The sequence below is a fragment of the Nostoc sp. PCC 9305 genome (genome assembly GCF_963920915.1).
Lineage (GTDB): Bacteria > Cyanobacteriota > Cyanobacteriia > Cyanobacteriales > Nostocaceae > Nostoc.
Genome location: NZ_CAWUDN010000035.1, coordinates 26,588 through 48,738, shown reverse-complemented (window position 1 = coordinate 48,738; position 22,151 = coordinate 26,588). Strand labels below are relative to the sequence as shown.

At 42.0% G+C, this 22,151-nt stretch carries 22 protein-coding genes and 1 tRNA gene; 12 read left to right on the top strand and 11 right to left on the bottom strand.

Going from position 1 to position 22,151, the window contains the following annotated elements; translation table 11 throughout:
* Positions 1-43: 43 nt before the first annotated feature.
* The gene (locus ACM0OX_RS15245; RefSeq protein WP_414515823.1) at positions 44-976 is read right to left on the bottom strand and encodes a serine hydrolase; all 933 of its coding nucleotides are present in this window, start codon (positions 974-976) and stop codon (positions 44-46) included.
* Positions 977-985: 9 nt separating this feature from the next.
* On the opposite strand from ACM0OX_RS15245, the gene ACM0OX_RS15240 reads away from it, so the two are divergent.
* The 3 genes from ACM0OX_RS15240 to ACM0OX_RS15230 all read left to right on the top strand — a co-directional run bounded on the left by ACM0OX_RS15240 (position 986) and on the right by ACM0OX_RS15230 (position 4,090).
* Positions 986-1,690 (top strand): NlpC/P60 family protein, encoded by a 705-nt coding sequence (locus ACM0OX_RS15240; RefSeq protein ID WP_414515822.1) that lies wholly within the window; start codon positions 986-988, stop codon positions 1,688-1,690.
* Positions 1,691-1,704: 14 nt separating this feature from the next.
* Positions 1,705-2,718 carry a glycosyltransferase family 2 protein gene (locus ACM0OX_RS15235; protein ID WP_414515820.1) on the top strand — a complete coding sequence of 338 codons (1,014 nt, stop codon included), beginning with the start codon at positions 1,705-1,707 and terminating at the stop codon, positions 2,716-2,718.
* Between the two features lie 118 nt (positions 2,719-2,836).
* Positions 2,837-4,090, top strand: coding sequence for an MFS transporter (locus ACM0OX_RS15230; RefSeq protein ID WP_414515818.1), 1,254 nt, complete (start codon positions 2,837-2,839; stop codon positions 4,088-4,090).
* A gap of 38 nt (positions 4,091-4,128) precedes the next feature.
* Here ACM0OX_RS15230 and ACM0OX_RS15225 read toward each other — a convergent pair.
* Positions 4,129-4,202: transfer RNA gene (locus ACM0OX_RS15225), tRNA-Arg, on the bottom strand.
* A 34-nt stretch (positions 4,203-4,236) separates the two neighbouring features.
* On the opposite strand from ACM0OX_RS15225, the gene moaC reads away from it, so the two are divergent.
* On the top strand, positions 4,237-4,746 hold the full coding sequence (moaC, locus tag ACM0OX_RS15220) for a cyclic pyranopterin monophosphate synthase MoaC (RefSeq protein WP_414515816.1): 510 nt from the start codon (positions 4,237-4,239) through the stop codon (positions 4,744-4,746).
* 88 nt (positions 4,747-4,834) lie between these two features.
* Here moaC and ACM0OX_RS15215 read toward each other — a convergent pair whose 3' ends face one another.
* Positions 4,835-5,548, bottom strand: a complete 714-nt coding sequence (locus ACM0OX_RS15215) for a Uma2 family endonuclease (RefSeq protein WP_414515814.1) — start codon at positions 5,546-5,548, stop codon at positions 4,835-4,837.
* 124 nt (positions 5,549-5,672) lie between these two features.
* Here ACM0OX_RS15215 and ACM0OX_RS15210 point away from each other — a divergent pair, with 124 nt between their 5' ends.
* The 3 genes from ACM0OX_RS15210 to ACM0OX_RS15200 all read left to right on the top strand — a co-directional run bounded on the left by ACM0OX_RS15210 (position 5,673) and on the right by ACM0OX_RS15200 (position 6,847).
* The gene (locus ACM0OX_RS15210) at positions 5,673-5,930 is read left to right on the top strand and encodes a hypothetical protein (RefSeq protein ID WP_334837331.1); all 258 of its coding nucleotides are present in this window, start codon (positions 5,673-5,675) and stop codon (positions 5,928-5,930) included.
* A gap of 118 nt (positions 5,931-6,048) precedes the next feature.
* A complete protein-coding gene (locus ACM0OX_RS15205; RefSeq protein WP_335201082.1) occupies positions 6,049-6,357 on the top strand; it encodes a DUF3181 family protein in 309 nt (102 codons plus the stop codon).
* A 274-nt stretch (positions 6,358-6,631) separates the two neighbouring features.
* Positions 6,632-6,847, top strand: a complete 216-nt coding sequence (locus ACM0OX_RS15200) for an acetyltransferase (protein WP_292731719.1) — start codon at positions 6,632-6,634, stop codon at positions 6,845-6,847.
* Between the two features lie 85 nt (positions 6,848-6,932).
* Here ACM0OX_RS15200 and ACM0OX_RS15195 read toward each other — a convergent pair whose 3' ends face one another.
* Together ACM0OX_RS15195 and cobW are read right to left on the bottom strand one after the other, a co-directional pair.
* Complete coding sequence (locus tag ACM0OX_RS15195; RefSeq protein WP_414515811.1) at positions 6,933-7,415, bottom strand: ABA4-like family protein; 483 nt, start codon at positions 7,413-7,415, stop codon at positions 6,933-6,935.
* Between the two features lie 110 nt (positions 7,416-7,525).
* Positions 7,526-8,566, bottom strand: coding sequence for a cobalamin biosynthesis protein CobW (gene cobW, locus ACM0OX_RS15190; RefSeq protein WP_292809685.1), 1,041 nt, complete (start codon positions 8,564-8,566; stop codon positions 7,526-7,528).
* A 107-nt stretch (positions 8,567-8,673) separates the two neighbouring features.
* Between cobW and ACM0OX_RS15185 the strand changes: the two genes are divergently transcribed.
* On the top strand, positions 8,674-9,930 hold the full coding sequence (locus ACM0OX_RS15185; RefSeq protein ID WP_414515810.1) for a tetratricopeptide repeat protein: 1,257 nt from the start codon (positions 8,674-8,676) through the stop codon (positions 9,928-9,930).
* Positions 9,931-10,118: 188 nt separating this feature from the next.
* On the opposite strand, the gene ACM0OX_RS15180 is transcribed toward ACM0OX_RS15185, so the two are convergent.
* Complete coding sequence (locus tag ACM0OX_RS15180) at positions 10,119-10,835, bottom strand: heme oxygenase (biliverdin-producing) (RefSeq protein ID WP_414515809.1); 717 nt, start codon at positions 10,833-10,835, stop codon at positions 10,119-10,121.
* 571 nt (positions 10,836-11,406) lie between these two features.
* Here ACM0OX_RS15180 and glmM point away from each other — a divergent pair.
* The 3 genes from glmM (at position 11,407) to pnuC (ending at position 14,771) form a co-directional block, all read left to right on the top strand.
* On the top strand, positions 11,407-12,879 hold the full coding sequence (gene glmM / locus ACM0OX_RS15175) for a phosphoglucosamine mutase (RefSeq protein ID WP_414515808.1): 1,473 nt from the start codon (positions 11,407-11,409) through the stop codon (positions 12,877-12,879).
* Between the two features lie 204 nt (positions 12,880-13,083).
* Positions 13,084-14,112, top strand: a complete 1,029-nt coding sequence (locus ACM0OX_RS15170; RefSeq protein WP_414515806.1) for an AAA family ATPase — start codon at positions 13,084-13,086, stop codon at positions 14,110-14,112.
* Positions 14,113-14,177: 65 nt separating this feature from the next.
* Positions 14,178-14,771, top strand: a complete 594-nt coding sequence (gene pnuC, locus ACM0OX_RS15165) for a nicotinamide riboside transporter PnuC (RefSeq protein ID WP_414515805.1) — start codon at positions 14,178-14,180, stop codon at positions 14,769-14,771.
* Between the two features lie 978 nt (positions 14,772-15,749).
* Here pnuC and fdhD read toward each other — a convergent pair.
* Entirely contained in the window at positions 15,750-16,589 is an 840-nt protein-coding gene (fdhD, locus tag ACM0OX_RS15160) for a formate dehydrogenase accessory sulfurtransferase FdhD (RefSeq protein ID WP_414515803.1), read from the bottom strand.
* Between the two features lie 143 nt (positions 16,590-16,732).
* Between fdhD and ACM0OX_RS15155 the strand changes: the two genes are divergently transcribed.
* Entirely contained in the window at positions 16,733-17,914 is a 1,182-nt protein-coding gene (locus ACM0OX_RS15155; RefSeq protein WP_414515801.1) for a serine hydrolase domain-containing protein, read from the top strand.
* Between the two features lie 118 nt (positions 17,915-18,032).
* Here ACM0OX_RS15155 and ACM0OX_RS15150 read toward each other — a convergent pair whose 3' ends face one another.
* The 4 genes from ACM0OX_RS15150 to ACM0OX_RS15135 all read right to left on the bottom strand — a co-directional run bounded on the left by ACM0OX_RS15150 (position 18,033) and on the right by ACM0OX_RS15135 (position 21,805).
* Positions 18,033-18,224, bottom strand: a complete 192-nt coding sequence (locus ACM0OX_RS15150; protein WP_414515800.1) for a hypothetical protein — start codon at positions 18,222-18,224, stop codon at positions 18,033-18,035.
* A gap of 195 nt (positions 18,225-18,419) precedes the next feature.
* Positions 18,420-18,758, bottom strand: coding sequence for a type II toxin-antitoxin system RelE/ParE family toxin (locus ACM0OX_RS15145; protein ID WP_414515799.1), 339 nt, complete (start codon positions 18,756-18,758; stop codon positions 18,420-18,422).
* A 25-nt stretch (positions 18,759-18,783) separates the two neighbouring features.
* On the bottom strand, positions 18,784-19,524 hold the full coding sequence (locus ACM0OX_RS15140) for a Uma2 family endonuclease (RefSeq protein ID WP_414515797.1): 741 nt from the start codon (positions 19,522-19,524) through the stop codon (positions 18,784-18,786).
* 55 nt (positions 19,525-19,579) lie between these two features.
* Positions 19,580-21,805, bottom strand: a complete 2,226-nt coding sequence (locus tag ACM0OX_RS15135) for an FdhF/YdeP family oxidoreductase (RefSeq protein WP_414515796.1) — start codon at positions 21,803-21,805, stop codon at positions 19,580-19,582.
* Positions 21,806-22,151: the final 346 nt, after the last annotated feature.

Genomic DNA, 22,151 nt, shown 5'->3' with positions numbered 1-22,151 from the left:
CTACCGCGTTTTATATCCAAAAAAGATGGATAAGGAGAGTAAATCATAGACTAGCGATCGCTTCGGCAACTCGCCCTGAAACAAAAGGCAAAATATCCCGACTCTTAGCTTGGGCTTTTCCTTCAGTAAATACCACTAAAAGATAAGGGCGTTGTTCTGGTAACTCAATATATGCTGCATCATGGCGAACTTGACTTGTCCAACCTGCCTTTGACCAAATTTGGGCATTTTCAGGGAGTCCACCGCCTAAAAAACCTGCTACCTGATCTTCCTCTCTGTCAGTGGGCAAATCGTTGAGAGGACGTTTCAGTAAACCCATCATGGCTTGCGATCGCGCACTTGAAACCGCCACCCCACCTACAATACTATGCAGTAACCTAGCGATCGCATTTGTGGTCAACATATTGCGATTTTCTAGTAACTCCCCGACAAACGCCCGCTCCCGTCCATAAGGGCCCTCACTCCAAGTTTTTTGACAGACGTTAATTGTCTCCATTTCTTCCCAACCCAAAGATTGGTAATAACGGTTAACAATATTACGCTGATATTTCCAGGTTTCAAAAGGGCCGATTGGTAATTCTGGCCCTGATGTGGTACCACTCAAAATATCCACAACCAAGCTGGTAGCATCGTTACTAGAATCGACAATCATATCTTGCAAAGCTCGCTCCAACTCCTTGGAGGTTTGACTCATGCCTTTTTCTAGCCATTCGTTTACCGCCACCAAGTAAAATAGCTTGACTATACTAGCAGGATAAATCCGCTCAACACCGCGATAAGTGAAACCACGAACTGGGTGATCCCAAAAAGCGTTGGGAGTCAGCGCCCCACCAGTATTTACTCGCACTGGTGGATCGTAAACAACCCAAGTCAAGGCAATTTGGTTACGTGCTAAGGTCGGAAATGCTGCCCAAGTTGCATCTAAAATGCCATTACCAAGATTTTCGAGTTGTTCGTCTTTATTAAAAAAAATCATTCTCTGATAATGTCCTTTAATCTAAAATCCAAAATCCAAAATCCACAATCAGGGGAGTATCAGTGTTTAGCTAACCTGAATTTATATGATTCTCCTGAATGTACGCGTTTAGCAACTCAAGCTGCATCTGGGAGACATTTGTCGGTAACATCAAATCATCAAAATTCGGCGGTTGAGGTGTATTTATGTGAAGATGACTATCCGGGATGGCTATCTGTTTCAGATTTTGATTCATTACAATCTGCTACTGTACCTTATCAGGCTGCAACATTTTCTGAATCGGAGATTAAAAAACTCTTAGCAGAGATTATCGCCTTTACCCAAAAAGCGATGCAACAATCAAATTATTACCTTTGGGGTGGTACGGTTGGGCCAAATTATGACTGTTCTGGGTTAATGCAGGCGGCGTTTGCTGCGGTGGGTATTTGGCTACCTAGAGATGCCTATCAACAGGAAGGATTCACTCAACCAATTACAATTGCAGAATTAGCAGCTGGGGATCTGGTATTTTTTGGAACTAGCCAAAAAGCCACCCATGTCGGGCTTTATTTGGCGGATGGTTATTATATCCATAGTTCTGGGAAAGAACAGGGGCGAAATGGGATTGGAATTGATATTCTCTCGGAACAGGGAGATGCGGTTAGTCAGTCGTACTATCAGCAGCTGCGAGGTGCTGGTAGAGTTTTTAAGAGTTACGAACCACAGAGACGCTGAGGGCGCTGAGACTTATGAGGAGTGGGTTGATTTCCGAAAGGAGTAGTGAGGAAAATGGGGCGATTTCAGCAATTGTTCCAGATGTTTCGGTGGTAGTACCAATACATGACGAGGTGGAGAGTTTGCCACTTTTACTAGAAGCGATCGCCTCTACTTTATCTTCTAGTCAGGTAAATTATGAAATCATTTGTGTGGATGATGGTTCTACAGATGGTTCTGGGGATTTTCTCAAAGAACAGGCGCAAATCCGCACTGATTTAAAGGCGGTGATTTTGCGTCGCAATTACGGACAAACTGCGGCGATGGCTGCTGGATTTTATTATGCAGTCGGTAAAGCGATCGTTACTTTAGATGCCGATCTCCAGAACGATCCGGCTGATATCCCCATGTTATTGGCAAAGCTGGATGATGGTTACGATTTGGTGAGTGGTTGGCGGCAAAAACGCCAAGATGGGGCTGTAAACCGATTACTTCCTTCCAAAATTGCCAATTGGCTAATTCGCCGCACCACTAGCGTGAATATTCATGACTATGGCTGTTCGCTGAAAGCCTATCGTGCAGAACTTTTGGCAGATATGAATCTCTACGGAGAATTACACCGATTTTTACCCGCTTTGGCGTACATCGAAGGAGCTAGAATTACCGAAATACCTGTACGTCATCACGCCCGTCGCTTTGGTCGTAGTAAATATGGAATTTGGCGGACATTCCGGGTATTGATGGATTTGTTAACCATTCTGTTTATGAAAAAATTCCTCACCCGCCCCATGCACGTTTTTGGGCTGTTGGGCTTGATTTCAATGTTTTCGGGCACTGCGATCGGAATTTACTTGACTTTCGTCAAATTGGCTTTAGGTGAGATGATTGGCAATCGCCCCCTGCTGATTTTAGCAGTTCTGCTGCTACTAACGGGAGTCCAGCTGTTTTGCTTCGGACTTTTAGCAGAATTGCTCATGCGTACATACCATGAATCCCAAGGACGGCCTATCTATCGCGTGCGAGAAATAGTAGCAAAAAATGTTAAGTAACGTAACAATAGTAGTCATTGGTCATTAGTCATTGGTCATTGGTCAAGAGTAAATATTAGTTAACTCTAGACAAAGGACAAATGACAAATGACAAAAAACTAGTTAAATTGCATCTACCTTGAAAGCATTTAATACCTTTGACGCCCAACTGCGGCGCAACCTGCTGATTTTATTTACAGCAGGTTTATTATTCTGGTCGAGCCTGTCTTCGCTCTTGCCAACTCTACCGCTTTACATCGATCGTGTGGGCGCAAGCAAGCAAGAAATTGGCCTTGTGATGGGCAGTTTCGCCATTGGGTTATTGCTATCTCGCCCAATGCTGGGACGATTAGCCGATGAACGCGGTCGCAAAATTGTTTTATTGATTGGTACGATCGTAGCTGCGATCGCACCCTTTGGTTACTTGGCAACCCAATCTCTTGGGCTATTAATCTTGGTGCGGATTTTTCACGGCATTAGTGTTGCCGCTTTTACCACTGGCTACAGTGCCTTAGTCGCAGATTTAGCGCCCGCCCAAACTCGTGGCGAAATCATTGGGTACATGACCCTAGCAACTCCTATTGGTTTAGCAATTGGCCCTGCCTTGGGTGGGTATTTAGAAGCTACAAGTGGTTACGGCATATTATTTCTGTTATCTGCCGAATTAGGTTTTGTTGCCTTCTTAGGGATTTTACAAGTCATGAATCCGCCAGTGCAAACGCAGGAGCAGACAGAGGGAGAAGCTCGCAAATTTTGGCAAATTTTGGGCAGTCCACGGGTGAGAGTTCCAACTATAGTTATGTTGCTGGTTGGTTTGTCTCTTGGTGCTGTACATACCTTTGTGTCGTTGTTCCTCAAATCCACTGAAGTAGACTTCAATGGCGGACTGTTTTTTACGGCTGCGGCAATTTCTAGTTTTAGTATCAGGATATTTGCTGGCAAGGCAAGCGATCGCTTCGGGCGGGGTTTGTTTATTACCTTTGGGATTTTTTGCTACGTTTTGGCATTAATACTGCTGTGGCAGGCTTACAGCCCGATGGTTTTCTTACTGGCTGCGATCGCTGAAGGTGCTGGTGGTGGTACACTGATCTCGATGATGATTACCATGATGGCAGACCGTTCGCTGCCGCAAGAACGGGGGAAAATTTTTGCTATCTGCATAGCTGGACTCGATCTGGGAATTGCGATCGCTGCTCCTCTTTTGGGTATTATCGCAGAACTTGTAGGCTACCGCGATATGTTTGGCTACGGTGCTGCGATGACTTCTCTAGCACTTATCCTCTTCCTCACCCATTCGAGCAAAAACTTATCCAACTCACTGCGCTTTGCACTAGGTCTAGCTCCAGATGCCTACGCCTTGAAAAACTTAAAAGTTAGGAGTGATGAAATTTAACTCATCACTCCTAACTTTCAACTCTTAACTTTTTAAAACGGGCGAGGAGGGATTCGAACCCCCGACACCGTGGTCCGTAGCCACGTGCTCTAGTCCACTGAGCTACACGCCCTCACCGACAATCTATATTAACACGTTCTAACCAAATGGCGCAAGATAATTTTCCAGCTAATTTTGCCAACTTAACCCATCTAGATCCTCAAGGACAGGCACAGATGGTTGATGTGTCTGATAAAGCACCCACCATTCGTCAAGCAGTAGCAGCTGCCAATGTGCGAATGCTGCCAGCCACCTTCGCTGCCATTCAAGCCGGAAATGTCCCAAAAGGCGATGTCTTGGCAACTGCAAGATTGGCTGGAATTATGGCAGCCAAGCAAACAGCCAGTTTAATTCCTCTGTGTCACCCGTTGCCTTTGCAAAAAATCGCAGTCGAAATCACACCAGATCCCCAACTACCGGGTTATCAAATTCAAGCCACAGTCAAAACTAAAGCTGAAACGGGTGTAGAGATGGAAGCCTTAACTGCCGTTTCTGTCGCTGCTTTGACTTTATACGATATGGCAAAAGCTTTAGAAAAGTCGATTCAAATTGAATCAATTCGTTTAATAAGTAAGAGTGGCGGGAAATCAGGAGATTATTTACCAGTAGAGCAATAAGCTAGCTATTGGGCATATTAGGTGACAGGTGATAGGGAATAATCTGTACCCTGTAACCTGTACCCTATTTCCTTCTTCATCTCCCCAATTACGGAAGATTATCAGGATCGATGCCGAGATTACGCAAATATGCTGCTAACTGTTCAGCGCGTTGACGTTCTTGTTCGGCGCGTTGGCGTTCTTGTTCAGCGCGTTGGCGTTCTTGTTCTACCAATAACTCAGCCTGTTCTGCCCGTTGATTGAGTTCTAGAGAATTCAAAAATCTCTGTCCATCTGGACGGTAAATTACTAATTCTCCCTGCCCAGTTTGAAATCTAATTCCCAAACGGGGACTGATCCAACTATCTATTTGCCATAGCTTATTCAAATGGTTGTTTTGCCGCAACCAGCCATCTAGTTGAAAACTTTCAGGGTCGTATAAATAGTATTCTTCAACACCATAGGTATCGTAAAACTCCAGCTTGCGCTCCATCTCCTTGGTATCATTACTGTAAGAAAGAATCTCAAAGACTACTTGCGGTGGAATATTATCTTCTTGCCACTGACGATAAGAACGACGTTTTCCCTTTGATCTACCGAAGACAACCATCACATCAGGTGCAGTCGGTGTAATCAGCCGAGAACGGACAGGATACCACAGCAAATCTCCTGCAATCAAAACATTGTCATTATTAGCAAATAGAATCTCTAAATTCTCCTTAATCAGGACAATCCAACGATATTGCTCTGTATTGTCTGCCATTGGTTTGCCGTCACTATCTGGATAGAGGAGATCGGGGTCTATTTGCTCAAAGATCGTCATAGAATTTAACCCAGCGGCTCTTGACTTCCAATTCAATTATGACTGGTTCTAGAAGTCTAATCGCAACGACTGCACTAAAAACCTTAGAATGAATAAGGTGTATTTAAATCTGTAACAAATATTTATGCCTCCTCGTTGGCCTCGCAAACCCGATCGCAAAGACCCTGATTACCGCAAGATAGATGACCGGATGAATTTTGCCATCCATGTGGCGATCGCTGCTTGTATTAATTCCGGGTTGTGGTTTTTCCACATTTTGAAAGACACTACCTGGGAGTGGCTGCCTTTGGTAACGTTAAGTTGGACGGGAATAGTGTTAGCACATCTGATTTATATTAGTGCGATCGCTAATTACAGCGAAACTCCACCTAAATCCACCTGAAGACGGACTGCTGATGCTGGGGCGATTGTAACCTGTGGTAGTAGAATTAGCCTATTAATTGAGCGATAATGTAAAAAAGCCGAGATTTCGCACTCTTTCTTAACGTAGGGTTATTTTTATGGCAAAGACTAACACCACAGAACTACTGGAAGCCCTAGCAGCTGAAATTGGCGAAAATGTCTACATAGACATTGCTAAATGGCATCTTTATTTATCTAATGCCAAACTGCACACCCTTGTTGCTGAACAGTTGTATCCCTTAATTACTTCCAACAATGTAAGTGAAGATCGAGTTTTAAAAGTCTTGAAATCAATTACAGTCAAAATTGGCGGCGGTAGAAGCGAACTCCCTTTAAGTGATTTATTGCCACTGCAATGCCAAGTAACATTAGTTGATATTTTAGAAAAATATCAACGCGAAATCTAATCTCTACAACCAAGATTATTTGAATCAGACAATTTTCTCGGTCAGTATTTCTTGATTTAAAATGCTGAATTGAGGATTAATTTGTCGTGTCAATTTTATAAAAATAAAAACCATAGAGACACATAGATAAATTTTGTGTAATTTATTTATGCGTATCTGGTAAAAATTTCCTTTAACAATTAAGGAATCTCGACCTTCTAAATTGGTTGAGACGAGAATGAGTTTATCTTAAACTTGCTCTTAACTTTCATGCAAATCTATTGAGGCAATTTCTATGCTTTTACAAGTCAAAGATAGTGGCGAATTGGTAAAAATTGTTGAAATTCAGGAATTAATTGACCCGAATACTGATGTTGTTCAGGCAAAAGATCAAGAAGGTCAAGAAGAACAACAACCTGAAACTTTTAAAAAACAAAATCTTGTTTTTCCTTCAGGTGAAGTTCTACCACGCTGCTGGATAGATGCTGACTATAGACACGGCAACGGTTAATAATTTTAAAATGAGATAATTGGTAATGGCAGTAAACTATTAGCAATTATCATTAGTAGGGGCGCACAAATGTGTGCCCCTATTGCTATGTGCCAGTTGATGGTACTTCTTGTTCTGCTAATGTCGCCTTTTCATTCTGCTGAAACTTTGGGAAAAATCTCTTAGTAATCCAGTCAGTTAAAATGTGAGACAGTAATCCCAACGGGCCAGCGAACAAAGATAAAGCCAGAGAGTGAATTGTCCAAACACCTGTTTTCTGCCCTTCCCAATAAATCCAGCGACCGACAAATAAATCCATCACTAAAAAATGAATCCAACCTGTTGCCGCAGCTGTTTCGTCTGTAAAAAATCGCGCAATATCAGCTAATTGAGGATTCGATAAAGCTTGGGCGTTTTCTGGAGTAATGCTGCTAATAAACAAATATAAATATGTTCCTGCTAACAGCACAAAGGGTAAATATGATGACATTATCCACCGTGTGACTTTCCAGTTCGGCAATAAAATCATCAACGCCCAAAATGGCAAGACAAAAAGGTTGGCAACATTAAATAGTTGAGAAATCGTCATATATTTGTAAAGTGAAGAATTTTTGTTTTGAATTAACTAATTATTCATAACTAGTAACTCTCAGGACAAAGATCCCCGACTTCTTTAAGAATTCGGGGATCTGGGTATAATTATAAAGCTACAAGTTGTGATTCGATTTCTGAAGAATTCAAATCACGACCGATGAAAACTAAGCGTGTTTGCCTAGCTTCTTCTGGTTTCCAGGGGCGATCGTAAAATTTATCAAATCGAGTTCCCACACCTTGCATCACTAAGCGCATGGATTTATTAGGCACTGCCACAAAGCCTTTAATCCGGTAAATTTCTTGTTGTTGTACTAATGTTTGCAACTGCTGTTGCAGCTTTTCGGGGTCAAAGGTACGATCCAAAATTAAATTAGCTGAAGTAATTTCTTCGTCGTGATTGTGGTCTTCTTCTGTATCGTGATGACTAGGACGAGAATCTAAATTGTCTTCAACTGCGGCTTGGAATCCTAACAATATAGATGCGTCTAGTTGAGAACGATCGCTCTCGACAATTTTCACGACTCTAGGCAACTCTTGCTTAATCAATTCCTCAACTCTGGCTTTTGTCTCGGCATCTACCAAGTCAATTTTATTTAACACCACCAAGTCTGCACAAGCAAGTTGGTCTTCAAACAGTTCTTGCAAAGGTGTTTCGTGTTCTAGATTATCATCTGCTTGGCGCTGGGCTGCGATCGCTTCTGGATCGCTAGCAAATGTCCCGGCTGCAACCGCCGCACAATCTACCACGGTAATCACCGCGTCAACAGTGGCGGCGTTGCGAATTTCTTGCCAGCGAAAAGCTTTTACCAGTGGTTTTGGTAAAGCTAAACCAGAGGTTTCAATCAAAATGCAGTCGATGCTATCTCGCCGCTTAATTAACTCTTGCATCGTCGGGTAAAACTCTTCCTGCACGGTGCAGCATAAGCAGCCGTTGGTTAATTCAAAGATATTAGTGTCACCCTCACCATCTTCGGGGCAAATTTGACAGGATTTCAATAATTCGCCATCAATACCGAGTTCGCCAAATTCATTGACTAAAACAGCAATGCGCCGTCCTTCGTTATTTTGTAGCAGGTGGCGAATTAGGCTGGTTTTTCCACTACCCAAGAAGCCTGTGATTACTGTGACAGGAATTTTCGTAGCCATATTTTTGCCTGATTTACCCAGTATGGTAAGTTTTACGGGTTACAAACTTAAATACTGAGATTAAGCTTGGTTTGAAGATTGACTTAGTTATTTTAAGCTGAAAGTCTATGGTAAACCTGAAAATATTGCCGTTATTGTTGAGTTTAGGTTTGGCTTTAATTCCTCAAATCAGTGCGGCACAAACGGTAGAGGAGTTGGAACAAAAAGCAACATCTGCCGAAGAAGTGAAAAATTATGAAGAAGCCGCTAATATTTGGCGGAGTTTGATTGAGCGCGATGTCTACGACGGGCTACGCCTACGCAAAAACAGCTCTGCTCACGCCAAGCTGGCAGATATCCTATCTAACCAAGGCAAGATTGCAGAGACGATCGCTGCTTATCGCCAAGCGTTGCAATTAAATCCCAGTGCTGATATTTATGTCAATTTAGGTAATTTTCTCGCAAAAAAGGGACGACCCACAGAAGCGATCGCCGCTTTTCGTCAAGCTATCAAACTTGAGCCTGACAATAGCACGTATTACTATTACACTTTAGCTTCACAGCTGATGGAAATTGGTAATACACAGGAAGCACTCTTAGCTTACCGTCAAGCGCTGAAACTTCAGCCTGATGCAGATAATTACAACAACTTAGGTAATATCTTGCGTAAGTTAGGCAAACGAGAAGAAGCGATCGCTGCTCACCGCGAGGCCTTGAAAATTGATCCCAAGAGTTATCTGGCTTACTACTATCTGGGTGACATGCTGGAATATAAAGAAGCCGTTGATATCTATCGTCAAGCAAATAAAAATGACTCCACAAATGAAGTCTATTATGAGCGTTTGGCATCACTTTCATTAGAGCGTGGCTTCGTCAATGAAGCGATCGCTGCTTACCGCCAAGTAATTAAAATCAAACCTGAGCCTTCAACATATATAGAACTGGCCGATGTCTTGATGAAACAAGAAAAACCAGAAGAAGCGATCGCTCTTTACCGCCAAGCTGCTGCCAAAGAACCTACGGATTATTATTACAGTAAATTGAGTGAAGCACTCGCTCAACAGGAAAATCTAGATGAAGCTCTGGGAATTTGCCAAAAGGTGGTAAAAACTGGTGAAGGCAGTTATGACACTTGCTCCAATATAAATTTGCCACTTTACAAGCAAAAAGGCTTTACTGCTGTCATGGCTTTTTATCAGCCGCTAGCGAATATGATTCCGCGTCGCAAAATGGCTGAACTTTATATCAAACTTGGCCAAGAGATTTCCTATGATGAAGGTGATAGCTCAAAACAAGAGGCCACAGCAGTTTTTCAGCAAGCATTAAAAATAGATCCAGAAAACGCTGATGCTCAAGAAGCTCTCAAGAACTTAATTGCTTCTTAAGCATACATAATTGAGGGGCAATCTCCCCATGCTTGCTTTCACATCTCAAAAGCAGTCACAAGGCTATTGCCCCTAAATATTTTGAGCGTCGATCGCTCTTTCGCCAGAAACACCTATGAATTACCTTTCATCAGGCTATCTGGACTTATGACTCCACACACCATACTCCGCAATCTCAACAGAGTTACTTACTCAGCTGTGACGAGTTCAGTACTACCACGTGTACGACGCCGTGTGAGACTATTATACAGCATCACACCGATCGCCTTGATCAAATTACCTTCCAATTCCTGGAACAGCTTCATGTTCGTGCCAAAGGCGGCGTTAGCTTCATCAACGATGCGATCGGTTGCCGCCTCGTCAAGGGGTAATTCATCCAAAGTTTGCCGATATTTGGCTTTGAATGCCTTCTCATCGGGAATTTCTGGAAACTCATAAAAGGCTGTTCCTTGTCCATCAGACAAATTCATCGCTGTTACAGCAATATTTTTGAGAATTTGTCCCCCGGATAAGTCACCTATGTAACGAGTGTATGAATGGGCGATTAACAATTCCGGTTCTGTAGCAGATATTTCTCGGATGCGCTGTACATAAGCTTCACCTGCGGGAGATAATTTGATTTGCTCTCTCCAGTTTGCACCAAAGTAATAACTTAGGTCTTCTTCTAAGCTATGCTTGCGGTTTAGCTGAGAAAAGTTAATTTTAGAAACTATTGGGTGCTGGCGGTGCTTTTCTATTTCCTCTTCCATCGCTGAGTAGACGAAGTAGAAGTTAGCAACTAGTTTCCGGTAAGAGTTTTTTTCCACTACTCCTTTTAAAAAGCACTTGACAAAACCTACATTTTCTGCCATTGTGTGGGCTTTCTTAGTGCCTACACGTAATTTGGTTGCTAAATTGCTGCTCATGCTAAATTTCTCAACTTTAAAAAGTTAACTGCCGGAGTTTTGATTCACTAACGGCTAAAAAAGCCATTAAAACGTTACCTTAAAACTATTTGATGAGAATTTATATTAAAATTTTTTAAGCTGCAATGATTCTGTCGTTTTTTACACAGCAACAAGGCTAAGAGAACAGAATTTTAGATTTCAGGATTTTGATTTTTTGTTGTTATTAGCTGAATCTTGCTTTCATTCTCAACTTGGGTGAAAATCTTTGTGATGCGCTGAAAGTAATATTTATTACATTATTACTTAGTTATAGCATTGTCAAGTGTGAACTAATACAGATAAAAATCAAAACGAAAGTTGTCGGCATAAAAGGAATAATTAGCTAAGATGTGGAGACTTTACTAATAACGTAAAAACCAATACTGACTTTATCAAAGATTTACAATCCCAGAAAGAAAAATTCAGTATTATTACGTAAAATAGCTCGATCTAGAATGAATTTCTAAAGAGAAAAAGCATGTCAAAATTGCTGAATAAAGTCTTAAGTGCTATTTATTTTTCAGTGTGATTGTGTGGAGTGTTTAAAAATATGGTTTCATCTATAACTCGGACATCGGGCATTTCTGGGGGTTCTAATTCTGAAGTTGAGGGATTGGGCAAAGGGATTGAGAGCAGTTTTGGACTGAATTTAATCCCACTACCAGCAAATCCCTTATTTGGCACAGATGGGATTCGCGGACGAGTGGGAGAATTACTGAGTGCGCCCCTAGCATTGCAAGTTGGTTTTTGGACGGGGATTGTTTTACGTAACCATGCTACTCAAGTAGGGCCAGTCATTCTCGGACAGGATTCTAGAAACTCCAGCGATATGCTGGCAATGGCTTTGAGTGCAGGGTTAACAGCAGCGGGGTTAGAGGTTTGGTATTTGGGATTATGTCCCACTCCTTGCGTTGCCTATCTCACTAGTATCAGTGATGCCATTGGCGGAGTGATGATTTCTGCCAGCCACAATCCTCCAGAAGACAATGGGATTAAGGTTTTTGGTGCTAATGGTGGGAAGTTGCCGCAAATATTGCAGACAGAAATTGAAGCGGGACTGCGTGGCAAGATATCACCGATCGCTAGAGTCAGTCATTGCGGACGGCATTACTCACGTTTCGAGTTAGTGGAAGATTATAGCTCGGCGTTGAAAAAACCCTTAAACGGTGCTTTGAATCTTCAGGGAATGAAGATTGTTTTAGACTTGGCGTGGGGAGCCGCAGTTGGGTTAGCACCATCAGTATTTACACAAATGGGGGCGGAGGTAATCTGCTTGCATAACGAAGCAGATGGCGATCGCATTAATGTTAACTGCGGTTCCACCCACCTAGATATTCTGGCAGCAACGGTACAAGAACACAACGCCGATATCGGCTTTGGCTTCGATGGCGATGCCGATCGCGTCTTAGCAGTAGACAATACAGGCAGGCAAGTTAACGGCGATTACATTCTCTACCTGTGGGGACGGCACTTACAACAAAACCAACAATTGCCAGACAACCTGATTGTATCTACAGTCATGGCTAACTTAGGCTTTGAGAAAGCTTGGCAGCAAATTGGTGGTAACTTAATTCGTACCGCAGTTGGCGATCAATACGTGCAAGCCGAAATGCAGCGCACTGGGGGAATGTTAGGTGGCGAACAATCAGGGCATATTCTTTGCCGTCACTATGCCGTAACTGGAGATGGCTTGTTAACAGCATTACACATCGCATCTTTGGTGAGAGAGGCGGGTGTTCCCTTGAGCGAATTAGTAGATCGAAGCTTCCAAACCTATCCACAATTGTTGCGGAATGTGCGCGTTGTCGATCGCGATCGCCGTTTGGGATGGCAAGATTGTCAACCTATACAAAAAGCGATCGCTCTTGCTGAAGCTGCAATGGGCGATTCCGGTAGAATTTTGGTTCGCGCCTCTGGCACAGAACCAGTCATTAGAGTAATGGTGGAAGCAGCCAATGCCGAACTCACCAACTACTGGACAAATGAACTAGTTTCACAAGTACAGCAGCATCTAATGGACTAAATTAGCTAATATCTCATCTGAATTATAGTATCGCTAAAGATCCGATAAATCATCACAAAGACGCGATAAATCGCCGTCTCTACAAAAGACTAATTATTGTAGAGACGGCGTTTTTATCGCGTCTCTTGCCTTAACAAAGATTTAGCTAGTACAACACGGCGACTTCTTTTTTAGAGTAATAGGTATCTATGAAAAGTCAAAATTATGACTGGTAAATGCGGACTCACACTAGGTAAATACGCGCCTCTCCATAAAGGGCATCAATTGGTAATTGAAACAGCCTTAGCAGAGATGGATGAGGTACTTGTGATGATTTATGAGTGTCCAGAAGTGACTGCTATTCCTTTAACAGTTCGAGCGAATTGGCTGCGTCAAATTTATCCACAAATTCAGGTGATTGAAGCGTGGGATGGCCCAACTGAGATTGGTGATACTCCTGAGATTAAGCAAAAGCACGAAGATTACATCCTGAAACAATTAAAATCCAAAAAAATTACCCACTTTTACTGTAGTGAATTTTACGGTGAACACGTCAGTCAGGCGCTGGGGGCAGTTAATCGGCTCGTAGATTGCGATCGCCAAACTTTTCCAATTTCTGGAACGCAAGTAAGGAGCGATGCTTACAAATTTCGGGAGTATTTACATCCTGATGTGTACCGCGATCTGATCGCCAATATTGTTTTTCTGGGCGCTCCTTCGACTGGTAAAACCACTATTGCATCACAATTAGCTAAAGAGTTTAACACAGTATGGATGCCAGAGTATGGGCGCGAGTATTGGGAAAAATATCAAATTAATAGGCAACTTTCGCTCTCTCAACTTGTGGAGATTGCCAAAGGACATTTAGAACGTGAAGAAGCCTTATTATTGCAAGCAAACCAGTATTTATTTACAGATACTAATGCATTGACAACCTATCAATTCTCTTTGTATTACCATAAAATTGTTGCCCCAGAGTTAGCAAAACTTGCCCATCAAGCCATGTCGCGCTACGATTTAGTATTTATTTGTGATTCAGATATCCCTTACGATGATACCTGGGATCGTTCTGGAGAGGCAAATCGTAATATATTTCAAAAACAGATTCAGAGCGACTTAATTATTAGAAAAATTCCATTTTTTTCCTTGAGTGGCGACCTCAATACACGCATTAGTACTGTTAAAAGAGTATTGTCTATTTACTACAAGTATGGCAACCTGGGAGAGTTATTTTTCCATAAACTTGTTTTATAAAGTGCATTGAAATGATTAATTTTTGGAGTATCAATACTATCGCCTTCAATCTTATGGGATATCCCATGAGTTATGTAGAATTCTTGGGAACGATTTTTTCTCTATGGTCGGTGTGGCTAATTTCTCAGAGGAAGATTCTGACTTGGCCTGTTGGGATAGTCAGCGTCTTGCTATACATGGTACTTTTTTATCAAATCCGTTTGTATGCGGATATGTTAGAACAAGTCTATTACTTAGTTATTAGTGTGTATGGTTGGTGGAGATGGATTACACCTGAATCTGATACTGGTAAAGTTTTACAGGTTAGATATAGTCCACCGCGTAAAATTGTTTTGATTGCAGCAATTACAATAGCAGTTTCATTCGCAACGGGAGCTTTGATGAGTCAAATTCATCTGTTACTCCCGGCAATATTTCTAGAGAAAGCTTCTTTTCCTTATTTAGATGCACTTACAACAATCATGAGTTTTACTGCTATGTGGCTCATGGTACAAAAAAGGATTGAAAGTTGGTATTACTGGATTATTGTTGATGTTATTGGTATTTGGTTGTATTACGTTAAAGAAGTTAAATTTGTTGCTTTTCTTTATGTAATTTTTTTGTTCATCGCAATTAACGGTTCAATATCTTGGCTCAAGACAGCTAAAATAGTGCATTAGATTTAGGTTGCGTTGAGCAACAGGAAACCCCAACATCGATCGGATCGGGTTAAGAGGTTGTTTGAAAAGTGCTTAGGTGTGATTTTAGGCACTTATTGATCCCCCCTAGCCCCCCTTCAAAAGGCTACGGTGTACACACATCTTTGTATAAAACCAAAATCGTTGAAGATCCCCCTAAATCCCCCTTCAAAAGGGGGACTTTGACTCTGGTTCCCCCTTTTTTAAGGCTACCGTGTATACACAAGTCCTAAAAACCTAGCTTGATAGGACTTTCCTCGTTCCCAGGCTCCGCCTGGGAACGCATTCATTGAGTCAAAGACTCAATGTCTGACAGGAAGCAGCAGCCCCTAAATCAGGCATTCCCATGCAGAGCTTGTGTTCGAGATAAACGAAAAAACAATGGAAAATCAAGCTTTTTTCGACTTGTGTATACACGGTAGCTTTTTTAAGGGGGGTTAGGGGGGATCTAAACGCTGGGAGGCAACTCTCAAAGACTTGTGTATACACCGTAGCTTCAAAAGGGGGGAAAACTTCTTAAAGTCCCCCTTTTGAAGGGGGATTTAGGGGTATCTAAAACTTTTTGCTACCAACAACAAGACTTTTCAAACATCCTCTAAGCTCGACTTTATCCAAAATTCAGAGCTTGGTTCTCTTGATACGGCAAAAATCCTAGCTTTTTAGCAAAAGCTTTTTCGATGTCACTTATTCTCGGTGAAATCAAAAAAGTAAAACTACCGCCCCACAAAGATTTCAGCGTCAGCTTGAGTGTTGCCAAAAAATGGATAAAGTCGAGCTAAGGCAAGAGACGCGATGAATCGCCATCTCTACAAAAGACTGATTATTGTAGAGACGGCGATTTATCGCGTCTTTGTGATGATTTATCCCATTTTTATGATTTAGAATTTTCATCAAAAAACCTCAACCCAACCTACAAATTTGTTTGCAACAATTTAGCCTCGCCACGCCACAAAAGTGTTCTTAAACAGCGTTTATTCTTTGTAAACCAGTGTAAATATTGAACCGTTCTCCGCGCAGGAATCCAATTAAGGTAATCCCAAATTCCTTGGCGACGGATACCGCCAAACTACTAGGAGCAGAAACAGAACAGACAATAGGAACCCCAGCAGTTGTAGACTTTTGCAAAATCTCAAAACTAGAGCGCCCGCTAACCAGAATAATACAATTATTTAAAGGCAACTCGTTACTGAGCAAAGCTGTACCAATCAATTTATCCAAAGCATTGTGTCGCCCAACATCCTCCCACAGATTTAACAATTGTCCTTGAGCATCGAAGATAGCCGCAGCGTGCAAACCCCCTGTAGCAGTGAAAATACCTTGAGCAGCCCGGAGTTTATCTGGTAGGCTGTATACGATCGCAGGTGTTACCGTTGGCCCAGAAGGAATCACTGGACATCCCCGTAGACGTAAAGCTTCAAGGCTAGCTTTACCACACACCCCACAGGCGCTACTAGTGTAGAAATGGCGCTCCAAAGGCTGTAAATCTGGAATCAACCCATCCCGCAGTTCTACATTTACAATATTATGGCGCTGCTCACCATCGACTAATTCATCTACGCAGTAACTAATACGTCGAATATCTTCCCTGCGGCTAACGACTCCTTCACTGTAGAGGAAACCAGCAGCTAGTTCAAAATCTGCCCCTGGTGTTCGCATAGTAACAGCTACCGTCTTCTGGAAAGGGAGAAGACGAATTTCTAAAGGTTCTTCGGTGGTGAGTTGGTCTAAACGCGATCGCATTTTACCATTTTCCACAACCCAGACAGTGGCTTTGGTTTTGCTTTTAGTTGGCATTTTCATATTTATGAGAGTTGATGACTTTAAATTTTGATCCTAATCTGGGAACAAAGTAATGCTATTTGTATATCAGATGTCAGGTTGATGCTCACCAACTACTTTGTGCAGTTGAGCTAGATTGCCTCGGTTTCTGTTTAGTAAGTAAAATGAACCTAAAACTTTTGGCTTTCAGCAAAATTTTATTTGCAATAGTCTTTGTGATTTCCCTTGGTTTTACAGGATATTTAGTAGCTAATAACATTAGTCAGAGAGTAATTGAAAAATCTCTTGCTAAACAAGTGATTTCTACCTCCACCGTAGGAAAAAGCTCTCAATTACAAAAACTTTTAAATGAGATAGTTGTAGAAGAGAAAATCCCTGGTGCGGTAATGTATATTACTACACTTAAAGGTTCTTGGCTGGGAGCATCTGGTGTCAATAACTTGTCAACTAAAACCAGGATGAAACCCACAGATGGCTTTTCTATTGCCAGTATGAGTAAAACTTTTATGGCGGTGGTTGTGCTGAAGTTAGTGGAGCAAGGGAAGATAGAATTAGATCGGGCGATCGCAACCTACTTACCAAGAGACATCAGTCCTCATATTGTCAACAGCGACAAAATTACAGTTCGTCAACTCCTCAACCACACCAGTGGTGTTGCTGAATACCTAGATACAAAAGAGTTTATTCAAGCTACAGCGAAAAGAAGTCGCTCAGAGCCTTGGACAGCCAGAGAAGCTATTCAGTATATGTATCAAGAGGAACCGAAGGCAAATCCCGGAGAAAAATTTATTTATACTGATTGCAACTACATTCTTTTGGAACTGATTGTTGAAAATATCACTAGGGGAACTCTCGCCCAAGCAATCCGCAGTCAAATTTTAAAACCATTGGGATTAAAACATACCTTCACAGAATTGCGCGAACCGACAATTGGCGAAGTCGCTACAGGTTATGGCGATCGCAATAAAGATGGTAAGCTAGATAGCTACGCCCAAGTCAATGATGGTAATGGTTTGGGTGATGGTGGATTGGTTTCAACAGCAGAGGATTTGGCCAAGTTCGCCAAAGCGTTATTTGTCAAAAAAACTTTACTTTCATCAAAGATGATGAAAGAAATGCTGAAATTTAAAGATAATGGCGCAAGCTATAGCTATGCTTTGGGTGTAGAACGATTTTCATCTCCTTTAGCAAAAGCAATTGGGCATAGTGGTATAGCTTATGGCTTCGCAACATTGCTTGCATATTTACCCAGTGAAAATACCACTATAGTAGTGTTGCTAAACAATCAGAATGTCGATCTTAAATCAGTAGCTAGGACGGGTCTAGAAGTTGTTGAGAATAAATGATATTAATTTGTAATTATACTTGTAGGGCTGACATCCTCATGTTCACCCTACTGCTCTGATAAAATTCAGAGCTTATGGAATACATAAAAAAAGAGCTAAAAGTTTATGAATAAGGCTTTCAGTTTACCTTAACTGTTACTGCTAAATGCAACCCTAATGCATCCAGCAAAGCATTCAGGCAATAAAATTCTATTTCTTCTTTCTCGGATAATATCTGTTCGAGTTGGTCATAAACTTGCTTAAATTGCACAGAAAATTGCTCAATTCCACCTTTTGCCTCAATTACATTTCTCAGCGCCTTACTTAACATTTTCGGGTCGCCTTCTTCTAAGACAACTTCGATATAAGCCGCTGCTTCTAATGGGTTAGGACTTACGCACGGGTAACGGAAAACGAACCACAGAGGGCGCAGAGTTCACGGAGGAATGAGAGTTTGAGAGGGTTTTTGCGTAAGTCCTATGGGTTTTTGAGGTCTTCAATCAGTTTTTCGTGATAGCTTGCACTTTTAGGCATTATCTCTACTCCTATAATCTTCCCAATATTCTTTTGCTTTATCAATATCTTTTTCTTGAGTACTTTTATCACCACCGCACAAAAGAATAATAATTGCTGACCCTTCTTGCCCAAAGTAAACGCGATAACCATAACTGTAGTCTATTCTCAGTTCAAAAACCCCATCTCCTACTGATTTACAATCAACGAAATTACCTGCTTCTACTCGGTCAAACCTTGCTCTGGTTTTAGCCTTTGCTTTTCTATCTCGCAAAGAGTCAAACCACTCAAAAAAAGGATTTATGCCGTTATGTGTTAAATAATTCCTAATCTCCTTTGGTTGAGCTTTCATGATTTTTAGAGCAAGTCTACATACTTTAAATCGTATCTGGGTCAACACCCAATTCTCGCAGTTTTGCTGCTAGGCGTTCAGCACGTTGTATTTCTTGTTCCGCACGTTGCTTTTCTTGTTCAGCACGTTGTCTTTCTTGTTCGGCGTGTTCTGCTTCCCACTGGGCAATTTCTTCAGGTGTAGGAATTACCTGTCCTTCGGCATTGAAATAGCGTAATTGATTTTCATGAACGCCCAAGTACAAACTTAGCTGCTGACTCCACAACAATCCTTGTGGGTTGGGTTCTATAGGTTGATATGTACCTCCCAGCAAAATAAACCCAGCAAATTCTAGACTTTTGGGGTCAAACCAGAAATATTCAGGAGTGCGAAAGATATCTTGATAAATTTGTTTTTTTAAGCCCTTGTCAATCGCTGCGGTTGATTTTGAAAGCAGTTCTATAATCAAATTCGGATATTTGCCGTCTTCTTCCCAAACAACCCAACTATCACGGGGTTTGCGTTCAGTATTTAAAACGACAAAGAAATCTGGCCCCCGAAAGTCTTCGGATTTACGCTGGCGTGGACTGTAATGAATGCTAATATTCCCCGCAGCAAAGTAGTCATTAAAGCGATTGTGGTCTCGCCACCACCAATCAATACATTTTATTAATAGCAGCATTTGCTGCAAATGTAGGTATGTTTCCAATGGTGGTTCGTTACTTTCTAAATCCCCTGGTGGAAATATAACATCTTCTGGGGTTTCAAAATCTTTGGCGACAGACATGGCTGCAAGTTTGGAGTGATGTTAAGTTGAGCGTAGCATTCGGAAAGCATTAATATTAGGTTTGCTTTTCTAAGCGTACTACTGCATTATAATCAGGTACACCTTCGAGCGATCGCTTACTTTTATCTAGTAGCACATTCCCTTCTGGCCAATGTACTTGCAAGTTTCCTGACTGAATTGGCGCAATATAGATTTGACATAACAACTCGCCTAAATCATTCTTGAGAATAACTTTATCCCCATCTTTTAAACCCAACTGTACAGCATCAGCAGCATTCATTAGCACCGCCTCTCGCATCGCCCCAGTAATTGCATCCTTGCGTTCCTGCACCATACTATTAAATTGTTTGCCTCGACGGGTTGCTAATAAAAAATAACCTTCTGGTAATTCTCTTTGGCGTGGCAATAATACCCCAAAGTGTGCCTTACCATCGGCTGTCGGGAAATTCCAACCAAAGCACAAATGTGAGCCACCATATTGAAATTGATCGCCAGCTTGCTGTAAGTGTTGAATACCGGCATATTGCGGGACAACTTGAGCAATTTCTTGACGGATAGCAGATGTGTCAGCAAAAGCCAGCTTATCTGCCAAATCTGGTTTTACCCGCCTTGCCAATTCTAAAAACACTTCCCACTCTGGACGCGCTTCTCCAATGCGCGGCCCCGGAATCTCTGGACTGAAAATTACTCGGCGTTCGGTATTAGTTTCTGTGACTCCTCCTGGGATTTCGTAGCGAGTCGTCGCAGGTAACAGCACTACAGTATCAGCAGGTTCTACCAACATTTGGCTGGAGAGAACAATATCTATATGTACCCGCAGCGGTATTTTCTTCAACGCTGCTTCTACATAATCTGGTTCTGGCAGCACTTCTAAAAAATTCCCGCCCACAGAAACCAACACATCTATTTCTCCTTGATGTGCGGCGTTAATCATTTCTGGAGCAATTAAACCTTTACTTGCCGGCACTTCAAAGCCCCAATGCTGACTCAATTGGGCAGCATTTTCTGGGATAATAGGTTTACCACCAGGAAAAACTGTCGCGTAACATCCCATCTCTGCACCACCCTGCACCCCAGAGTGACCGCGAATTGGCATTAAACCGCAGCCTTCCCGACCGACAAAACCTTTGGTAAGAGCTAAGTTGATGATACTTCGCACGTTATCTTCACCGCATTCATGCTGAGTAATGCCCATACTCCAAACAAATACGGCTTTATTCGCTTCTTTGACCATTTTGGCAAAACCGTACATTGACTCGCGGGATGTTCCAGAAAGCCGCTCTAATTCTTCCCAAGATTGGCTTTCTAACGATGCTTTGAGTTCGGCAAAGCCATCTGTGTATAAATCTATAAATGACTGGTCTACCCAGTTGTTAGCAATTATATGTTTAATAGTGCCATTTAAAAATGCGATATCCCCGCCCATGTTGATTAAGAAGAAGTCTTCGGCAAACTTTGTACCAAAAACGGCACTTTCTACAATTGAGGGAACCCAGTAGCGCTCCATTCCTGGTTCGCGGTAAGTATTAATAACTACAATCTTTGTGCCAGCTTTTTTAGCATAATGGAGATACTTAACGGTAACAGGCTGATTATTGGCAACATTTGAGCCAATGAAGACTAATAAATCAGTCCCAATCCAGTCTTTATAAGAACAAGTGGTAGCCCCAGCACCCAAAGCAGCTTTCAGTCCTGCTGTACTGGGAGAATGGCAAATGCGGGCAGCGTTATCAATATTATTGCTTCCCATTGCCCGCACAGCTTTTTGAGTAGTATAATAAGTTTCGTTGACAGTACCGCGACTGGTAACATAGAAACTGAGGCGGTCTGGTGTAGTGGAGCGGATGCGATCGCTAATTACCCCTAAAGCTTCATCCCAACTAACACGGCGAAAGCCTTTCTCCCCTCGTTGACGAATCATCGGGTACGGAAGTCTTCCCAAGTCTCGTAATTGGGCACTTTTTTGCTTTTGCAACTGCGAGACATCTGCCAATAGTACAGGGTCAAAAGCTGGCATAGTATTCATCTGCAACAACCGCAACCGAACATTGCAAAGATGAATCCCATCTAATGTCCAATCCTTCATCCCGGTTGTTCCGAGAGCGCAACCATCGCAAACACCTTTATTTAGGATATTCCACGTGTATGGTAGTTTGTCACGAGACAGCCAGATTGCCCGAAATACCTCCCAAAAATTGTTAGGGTACTGTTCGCCAATGCCGAAAGGCTTCCAACTTGCCCAGTGCTGGGGTGTCCAGTGTTTTTTGGGTTTGGGTAACATGAGGTAATATGTGTAAGTTCCTGGATTCTCTTAGGCTATCGTTTTGATTACGAAATGAGTAGCAGACAGTTAAAAATCGTTCGGCTTTCCTGAATATGCCAAAAGGAGAAAGTCAAAGCTGTTTTTGAGAAATAAAAAGCTGTTTTTGCTTGCTGAATATACTGAAATGAGAAATAAAAAGCTGCTTTTGAGACAGTAAAAGCAGCTTTTGAGAAAGCAATTGCAGATTTTGCTTATTGAATTTAGTCAAAAGATGAAGTTCAGGTAAGTTATTGAAAGCATTCCTTGAAAAAAAGAAAGGCGATCGCTCTTTGCTAAGAACCTGCGTAAGCGCAGTCCGGCGCAG